Source organism: Corallococcus exiguus (genome assembly GCF_009909105.1).
Lineage (GTDB): Bacteria > Myxococcota > Myxococcia > Myxococcales > Myxococcaceae > Corallococcus > Corallococcus exiguus.
The window spans coordinates 1-9,496 of the sequence record NZ_JAAAPK010000026.1 but is presented as its reverse complement, the minus strand read 5'-3'; the positions used below and the strand labels follow the sequence as shown (position 1 = coordinate 9,496).

Annotated in this window: 2 protein-coding genes; both read right to left on the bottom strand. The window is 69.7% G+C overall.

Annotation, left to right across the window (positions count from 1 at the left end; translation table 11 throughout):
- Positions 1-8,879: non-ribosomal peptide synthetase (locus GTZ93_RS41990; protein WP_161663383.1), on the bottom strand; the 8,879-nt coding region annotated here is incomplete at its 3' end.
- 335 nt (positions 8,880-9,214) lie between these two features.
- Positions 9,215-9,496 (bottom strand): hypothetical protein (locus GTZ93_RS41985; RefSeq protein WP_161663382.1); only part of this gene is annotated, 282 nt, incomplete at its 5' end.

The window sequence follows — 9,496 nt, the reverse complement described above, 5'->3', positions numbered from 1 at the left end:
CCCCAGGCGAGGCCCGGGCCACCGACGTACACCTCGCCCGCGACGCCCACGGGCACCGGGTGCAGGTGGGCATCCAGCACGTAGGCGGTGGAGTTCGGGATGGGCCGGCCGATGGACACCGGACCTTCCACCACTGCCCCCCGATGCAACGGCAGCGTGGTGGAGAAGGTCGTGTTCTCCGTCGGGCCGTAGGCGTGCACCAGCGTCGCGCCTTCGGGGAGCCGCGCCAGGTGGTCGCGCAGACGCGCCCAGGGCATCAGCTCACCGCCCGTGAGGACCTGGCGCACCTCCGCCAAGGCTTCGCCCTGGTGCAGGGCCATCTGCTCGAAGAGGGCCGTGGTGAGCCACAGCACCGTCACCCGGTGGCGCCGCAGCTGCTCGACCAGCTCCTCCAGGGAGAGCGCATGGGGCGGAGCGAGGACGAGCTTCGCGCCGTGCAGCAGCGCGCCCCAGATTTCGAGCGTTGAGGCGTCGAAGGCAACCGGGGCGGCCTGGAGCCAGACTTCATCCGGCCCGAAGCGCATGAAGGTGCTGCCGAGCACCAGGCGGGTGATGCCCCGGTGGGGCACGCAGGCGCCCTTGGGACGCCCCGTGGAGCCCGAGGTGAACATCACGTAGGCCAGGGATTCGCCCTCCACGGAGACGTCGGGCGCGTGCGTGGGCAGCGCGGCGATGACGTCCTGCTGCGCGTCCAGCCAGACGCGGGTGCCGGAGGCCGGCAGCTTGGAGGCGAAGGGTTGATGCGTGAGCACCACACCGACGTCCGCGTCCTCCAGCAAGGTGGCGATGCGCTCCACCGGCGCATTGCGGTCCACGGGCACGAAGGCCGCCCCCGCCTTGAGGATGGCGAGGAGCGCCGTCACCAGCTCGAACGAGCGCTCGATGGCGACGCCGACGCGCGCACCCGGGACGATGCCCAGCGCGCGCAGGTGATGTGCGAGCTGGTTGGCGCGGGCATCGAGCTGGGCGTACGTCAGCGACGCCTCCCCCAGCACCAGGGCCACCGCGTCGGGCGTGCTGAGGGCCTGCCGCGCGAAGTGGACGTGGACCGGGATGTCCAGGGGGCTGGCGACGGTGGTGTCGTTCCAGTCCACGAGGATGCGCTGTCGCTCCTCGCGGGAGAGCAGCGACAGCCCGGCCACGGACTGCTCGGGCCTTGAGGCCACGGCCTCCAGCAGGATGCGCAGGTGGCTGGCCATCCGCTCCACCGTGCCCTGCTTGAACAACGCGGTGCTGTACTCCAGCCAGCCCACGAAGCCCTGCGCTGAGTCCTGCAATGTCAGGGTGAGGTCGAACTTGGCGGAGCGCGATTCCGCGGCCACCTGCCGGAAGGTGAGGCCCGGGATGCGCAGGTCTTCCAGGGGCGCGTTCTGCAGCGCGAACATCACCTGGAACAGCGGGCTGCGACTCGCGTCGCGCACGGGCTGCACGGCTTCGACGAGCTTTTCGAAGGGCAGGTGCTGATGCTCGAACGCCGCGAGCGTGGTTCCGCGCACCTGCGCGAGCAACTCGCGGAAGGTCGCGCGTGGATTCACCTGGACGCGCAGGACGAGCGTGTTGACGAAGAAGCCGATGAGGCCCTCGGTCTCCGCCTGGGTCCGGCCTGCGATGGGCGTGCCCACGCTGACGTCGTCCTGGCCGGAGTAGCGCGCCAGGAACAGCTGCCAGGCCGCGAGCAGCACCATGAAGGGGGTGGCCCCCTCTCGCCCGGCCAGCGCCTTGAGGGCTTCGGACGTCTCCCGTGGAATGCGGACTGCGAGGGACGTGCCCGCGTGTGACTGGATGGACGGGCGCGGATGATCCGTGGGCAGCGCCAGGGTGGCGGGCGCCCCCGCGAGCTGCTGCTTCCAGTAGGCGAGCTGGGTCTCCAGCGTTTCGCCCTGGAGCCACTGGCGCTGCCGCTCCGCGAAGTCCGCGTACTGCACGGGCAGCGGGGCGAGCGCGGGCGTCTGGCCGGCGCTGAACGCTTCATAGAAGGCGACCAGGTCGCGCACGAGCACGCCCATGGACCAGCCGTCGGAGATGATGTGGTGCATCGTCACGAGCAACAGGTGCTCTTCGGCCGCCAGCCGCACGAGCGCGGTGCGCAGCAGCGGGCCCGTTTCCAGATGGAACGGCTGGTGCGCCTCCTCCTCGAGCTTGCGCCGGGCTTCGGCTTCACGCTGCGCGTCGGGCAGCGCGGACAGGTCCATGAGCGGCAAGGTCCAGGTGGCTGGAGCGTGGACGTGCTGGGTGGCCTGTCCCTGGACTTCGTGCACGGTGGTGCGCAGGGAGTCGTGACGGGTGACGAGCGCTTCGAAGGCGCGGCGCAGGGACTCCACGTCCACCGGGCCCGTCAGCCGCAGCGCCGTGGGGAGGTTGTACGACGCGTCTCCCGGCGTGAGCTGATCCAGGAACCAGAGGCGCTGCTGGGCAAAGGACAGCGGTCGCGGGCTGTCCGTCGAAGCCCGGATGAGTGGAGGCAGGTGGTGGCCGGGTGTCCGTGTCCGGAGGCCTTCGGCGAGCGCGGCCACCGTGGGAGCCTCGAAGAGGGCCCGGAGCGGTAACTCCACGCGGAAGGTGGCGCGCACGCGGGAGACGAACTGGGTGGCCAGCAGCGAGTGTCCGCCCAGGGCGAAGAAGTCGTCGTGGATGCCCACGCGCTCCACGCGCAGCACCTGCGCGAAGAGGGCCGCGAGCTGCTCTTCCGTGGGAGTGCGCGGCGCGACATAGGTGGAAGCCTGCGCGGTGCCCTGGGGCGCGGGCAGGGCCTTGCGGTCCACCTTGCCGTTGGCGTTGAGCGGCAGGGCCTCCAGCACCAGGAAGGTGGAGGGCCGCATGTGCTCCGGCAGGAGCTGCTTGAGCCAGTCCTTGAGGACGTCCGTCGTCGGCGCGGAGTCCGTGCCTTCCGTGGGCACCACGTAGGCGACGAGCCGCTTGTCGCCGGGAATGTCCTCGCGCGCCAGCACCACGGCGGCGTGCACCTGGGGATGCTTGAGGAGCGCGGCTTCGACTTCACCCAGCTCGATGCGGAAGCCACGCACCTTCACCTGGAAGTCGGCGCGGCCCAGGTAGTCGAGCATCCCGTCCGCGCGCCAGCGCGCCACGTCGCCCGTGCGGTAGAGGCGCGCGCCCGGGATGGCGGAGAAGGCGTCGGGGATGAAGCGCTCCGCGGTCAGGTCGGGGCGGTTGAGGTAGCCGCGGGCCACGCCTTCACCGCCGAGGAAGAGCTCACCCGCGACGCCCACGGGCACCGGGCGAAGGGTCTTGTCCAACACGTACGCACGGACGTTGGCCAGGGGCCGGCCGATGGTGGGCGACGCGGAGGCGTCGAAGGCGCAGGCGGTGGCGTCGACGGTGCACTCGGTGGGGCCGTAGACGTTGAAGGCGCGCAGACGCGGATGCTGGGCCAGGCGGCTCCAGGTGCCGGGATCCACCGCCTCGCCGCCCACCAGCGCGCGCCGGGGGAGGACGTCCTTCTCCAGCAGGCCTTCATCCATCAGCATGCGCAGGTGCGCGGGAGAGCAATCGAGGACCTCCAGCGCGTCCTGCCCGATGCGCTTCACCAGCTCACCCGCATCCGAGCGGGCCTCTTCCGGGACGATGCAGAGGGTGTGGCCGTCGAGCACCTGCACGAGCTGCTGGACGGAGGCGTCGAAGGACAGCGGGGCGTTGACGCTGACCCGCTCCGCCGCGCCCCGGCCCTGGTGCACGGTGGTGGACAGTCCCTGCCGCAGGTTCATCACGGAGCGGTGCTGGATCATCACGCCCTTGGGGCGGCCGGTGCTGCCAGAGGTGTAGATGATGTACGCCAGGTGCTCGGCGGAGACGGCCACGCCGGGCGCTTCGCGGGACTCGGCCGCGAGATCCTCCGCATCCGGATCGAGGAGGACGACGTGGGCGGTGTGCTGGGGAAGCACGTCGCGCAGGCGCTGCTGGGTGAGCACCACGGGCGCGCAGGTGTCCGTGAGGACGTGGGCGAGCCACTCGCCCGGGTAGCGGAAGTCGAGGGGCACATAGGCGCCGCCGGCTTTGTGGATGCCCAGGATGCCGACGAGGGCCTCCACGGAGCGCTCCACGCACAGCACCACGCGCACGTCGGGCCCGACGCCCAGCTTCACCAGCCGGTGCGCCAGTTGGTTGGAGCGCGCGTCCAGCTCCTGGAAGGTGAGCTGCTGGTCGCGGCAGACGACGGCCAGGGCTTCAGGCGTGCGAAGGGCCTGGGCCGTGAAGGCCTCGTGGAAGCAGGTGTCGCGAGGGAACTCCGCGTCCGTCCGGGTCCAGTCCACGAGGAGCTGCCGGCGCTCTGGAGCCGTGAGCAAGGGCAGGCCCGCGAGCGTCGAGTCCGGCTGCTCGGCGATGGCCTCCAGCAGGACGTCCAGGTGGCCCACCATGCGCTGGACGGTGGCGGCGTCGAAGAGGTCGCTGCTGTATTCCAGCACGCCCATGAAGCCCTGAGGCGAGTCCTGAAGCGTCAGGGACAGGTCGAACTTCGCGGAGTTCGATTCGAGCGGGAGCTGTTCGAACGACAGGCCCGGCACGCGAAGCGCATCCATGGGCGCGTTCTGCAGGGTGAACATCGCCTGGAAGAGCGCGCTGCGACTCAGGTCGCGCACGGGCTGGAGGACCTCCACCAGCTTCTCGAAGGGCAGGTGCTGGTGCTCATAGGCCGCGAGCGTCGTGCCACGCACCTGCGCCAGCAGCTCCCGGAAGGTCGCGCGTGGATCCACGTGGGCGCGCAGCACCAGCGTGTTGACGAAGAAGCCGATGAGGCCTTCGGTCTCGGCCTGGGTGCGGCCAGCGATGGGAGAACCCACGCTGATGTCGTCCTGGCCGGAGTAGCGCGACAGGAGCACCTGGAAGGCGGAGAGCAGCAGCATGAAAGGCGTGGCGCCTTCTTGCCGGGCCAGGGTCTTGAGGGCCTCGGTCAGCGGCAAGGCGAGCCGCACGGGAACCGTCGCGCCCCGGTGCGACTGCACGGGCGGACGCGGACGGTCCGTGAGCAGCTCCAGCGTGGCGGGAGCCCCCGCGAGCTTCTCCTTCCAATAGGCGAGCTGGGTCTCCAGCGTTTCGCCCTGGAGCCATCCCTGCTGCCACACGGCGAAATCCGAGTACTGCACGGGCAGTAGTGCGAGCGTGGGCGCCTGCTCCGCGTGGAGCGCCGCGTACAGGGCGGTGAGCTCGCGGACGAGGACGCCCATGGACCAGCCGTCCGAGACGATGTGGTGCATCGTCACCAGCAGCAGGTGCTCCGCGTCGCCCAGGCGCACCAGGGAGGTGCGAAGGAGCGGACCCGCTTCCAGGTCGAAGGGACGGTGGGCCTCGAGGTTCGCGAGGCGACGCGCTTCTTCCTGCCGTTGAGGCTCGGGCAGCGAGGACACATCGAGCAGGGAGAGCGTCCACGTCGAAGGCGCGTGGATGCACTGCGCGGGCTGGCCCTGGTGCTCGACAAAGGTGGTGCGCAGCGTTTCATGCCGGGCGACGAGGGTCTCGAAGGCGCGACGAAGGGACTCGACGTCCACGTGGCCCTTCAGCCGGAGGGCGGCGGGGATGTTGTATGCGGCGTTGCCAGGCTGGAGTTGATCCAACAGCCACAGGCGCTGCTGGGCGAAGGACAGCGGGGGCGGGCCTTCGTGCGCGATGCGGGTGAGGGGCGGCAGTCGCGTGCCGGTCGCCGTGAGCTGGAGGCGCTGCGCGAGGGCCTCGATGGTGGGGGCTTCGAAGAGGGCGCGGAGGGGAAGTTCCACGTCGAGCGCCGCACGCACGCGGGCCACCAACTGCGTGGCGAGCAGCGAGTGGCCACCCAGCTCGAAGAAGTTGTCCGTGCGGCCGACAGTGGGCACGCGAAGCACTTCGCTCCAGAGGGCCGCGAGCTTCTCCTCCAGCGGTGTCGCCGGAGCCTCGTAGGCGTGCGAAGCCCGAAGCGCGCTCACGTCCGGAGCAGGGAGTGCCTTGCGGTCCACCTTGCCGTTGGACGTCAGCGGCAGCGTCTCCATGGAGACGAAGGCCGCGGGCACCATGTACTCGGGCAGGTGCTGCTTGAGGTGCGCGCGCAGGGCCGTGATGTCGAGGGCGTCGCCGACGACATAGGCCACCAACCGCTTGTCGCCCGGGGCATCCTCGCGGGCGAGCACGACGGCATCCTTCACGGAGGGAGCGGCCCGCAGGGCGTTCTCGACTTCACCCAACTCGATGCGGAAGCCACGCACCTTCACCTGCGCGTCGATGCGGCCGACGAAGTCCAGCTGTCCGTCAGCCCGCCAGCGCACCACGTCGCCCGTGCGGTAGAGACGGGCGCCCGGAGTGGAGGAGAACGCGTCCGGAATGAAGCGCTCGGCGGTGAGTCCCGGGCGTCCCGCATAGCCTCGCGCCACGCCGACGCCACCGATGTGCAACTCACCGCGCACGCCCACGGGCACCGGCTGGCCGTGCGGGTCCAACACATAGACGTGCACGTTCGCCAGCGGCTTGCCGATGGACGGCACTTCTCCATCCGCTACCACCTCACCAAAGGTGGCGATGACGGTGGCTTCGGTGGGGCCGTAGGTATTGAGCAGTCGCCGTCCCGGAGCCCAACGCGCGACGACGTCCGCGGGCAGGGCCTCACCGCCAGAGATGACGGTGCGCACCTTGGGCAGCCCCTCGGACGACGTGGCCGCCAGTGCCGCTGGGGTGAGGCTGACGACACTCAACTCCTGCTCACGCAGCAGCACGGGCAGCGGCGCGCCCGGCATCAGCTTCTCCAGCGGCGCGAGCACCAGCGTGGCGCCGTTGCAGAGCGTGGTGAAAATCTCCTCCACGGAGAGGTCGAAGCTGAGGCTGGCGAACTGCAACACGCGGCTGCCGGGGCCAATGCCGTAGGCCACCGCCTCGTGGGTGACGAGGTTGGCGACGCTGCGGTGCTCCACCGCCGTGCCCTTGGGCGTACCGGTGCTGCCCGAGGTGTAGAGGAGGTACGCCATGTTCGCGGGCGTCACGCCCGTCACGGGCGCATCCGTCGGCTCCTCGGCCAGCGATTCGCGCTCGGTGTCCAGGCAAAGCGCGCGTGCATGCAGTGCTTCGGGGAAGCGGTCCACCAGTGGCTGCTGGGTAACGAGCACCTGCGCCGCGCTGTCCTCCAGCATGAAGGCAAGACGCTCACGGGGCAGGAGCGGATCCACCGGCACCCAGGCACCACCGGCCTTCAGGATGCCAAGCAGACCGATAGCGATATCGAGGGAGCGCTCGACACTGAGCGCGACGCGGACCTCGGGGCCCACGCCACGACGGCGAAGGGCATGGGCGAGCTGATTGGCACGCGCATCCAGCTGCGCGTACGTCAGTTGCGTCCCCTCGAACACAGCGGCCACCGCGCCCGGAGCGCGGCGCACCTGCTCTTCAAAGAGCGAGTGCATGCACGCTTCGGGGAAGGGCGCGCGCGTAGCGTTCCACTCCACCAGCATTTCGCGCCGCTCAACGGTGGTCAGCAGCGGCAATCGGGCGACTGACTCATTCGGCTGAGCGACGGCCTCCTGAAGGAGCACACGCAGGTGCTCGGCCATGCGTGCGGCGGTGGAGGCGGTGAAGATGTCGGTGGTGTACTCGAGGTAGCCCTTGAGGCCGGCGTCGGTCTCCAGCACCTGGAGGGTGAGGTCGAACTTGGCGGAGAAGGTGTCGAGTTCCAGGGCCTCCAGCTTCACGCCTTCAACGGAGGCGGAGCCGCGGAAGGAGGCCTGGTAGGTGAGCATCACCTGGAAGAAGGGAGTACGGCCCGGGATGCGCTCGGGCTTCAACTCCTCCACGAGGCGCTCGATGGGCAGCTCCTGGTGCTCCTGTGCCCCCAGCACCGTCTCTCGCACCTGACGCAGCAGTGTGCGGAAGGACGCCGTGTCCGTCACCCGCGTGCGAAGCACCTGGGCGTTGACGAAGAGGCCGATGAGGCCTTCCACCTCACCACGCGTGCGGCCGGCCATGGGGGAGCCGACGGTGACGTCCTCCTGGCCGGAGTAGCGGGCCATCAGCATCTGCCAGCCCGTCAGCAGCGCCATGTAGAGAGAGGCGCCTTCCTGCTGGGCGAGGGCCTTGAGCGCGTCCGTCAACTCGCGCGGCAGCAGCACGTCATGCCGGGCGCCTCGGCCGTCGCGGGTGGCGGGGCGAGGGAAGTCGGTGGGCAACTCCAGCGCGGAGGGCACTCCCGCCAGCTGCCGCTTCCAGTAATCGAGCTGCTTCTCCAGCCGAGGCCCCTGCATCCACTCGCGTTGCCAGACGCCGAAGTCCGCGTACTGGATGCCCAGCGGCGGCAGGGGCGCAGCCTGTCCTCGCGCAAAGGCTCCGTAGAGCAGCGCCACCTCGCGCACCAGCAGCGTCATGGACCAGCCGTCGGAGACGATGTGGTGGACCACCACGACGAGCAGGTGCTCTCCCGGTGCCGACGTCAGCAGCAGCGCGCGCAGCAGCGGGCCCTTCGCGAGGTCGAAGGGCTGGGCCGCGGCTTCACGCGCCAGGCGCCACGCTTCTTCCGGCGGTGAGCCCGTGAGGTCCTTGCGCTCCAGGGTGAACATCGGCTCCGGCGACACCACCTGCACGGGGCCGGAGACGTCCTCACGGAAGGTGGTGCGCAGCACCTCATGACGGCGCACGACTTCTCGCAGCGCGCGCTCCAGCACGGACACGTCGAGCGCACCCTCCAGGCGCACCGCCATGGGCACGTTGAAGAGGGAGGTGCCGGGTTGCAGCTGATCAATGAACCAGAGGCGCTGCTGCGCGAAGGACAGCGGCAGTGGGCGCGTGCGGTCCTGCACCCGGATGAGGCCTTGGACGGAGTTGCCAGCCGTGGCCTTTTGCGCGGCCACCTTCTTGAGCAACTCGGCGCGCTTTTCCGGTGAGAGGTTGGCGATCCGCTTCGACAGCTCGTGGCTCATCTCGTGTACTCCGCACTGGGGGCCGCCACTGCGTACGAGCACCACTGGAGGCCGTGGCGCTCGCGAAACTCGGGCGTGTTGCTGGTGCCGGATTGACTCCCTGCGCCGCTCTTCCCAAAGAAGCGCGAGGGTGGGTCAAATTCATATGAGTGAGATTATTCCGCCTAAGACGTCCCTGTCATGAGGGCGGATAAGCACCCACTCGAATGAATTCGAGTATTTACGGGATTGTTCTGGTTCCCCGAAGCCAGGGAGGGAAGGACGTCAGATGTCCTCCGGGGTGAGACCTGCACCCAACGTCTCCTCCCTGGCTCGCTTCACTCCAACCCCCTGAGTCAGCTCCCCGTGGACTGCCGGGGCGCGGTGCCGGAGGCCCGTGCGAGCACCTCACGCAGGCGCTCGACGACAGACCCGAGGTGCGGGTCCTGCATCAGGGCGTGGTGGCCACCGGGGACGTCGTGCACCTCTAGCCCGCCACGCACCAGGGGCTCCCACCCGCGGTGACGCGGGACATCGGCAGCGGCTTCGCTGGCGCTGAGCAGCAGGGCGGTGCCGTCGTACGGCTGGGGCACGTACTTCTCGTGGGCGAAGAGGTTGGCCCGGAAGACGTTGAAGAG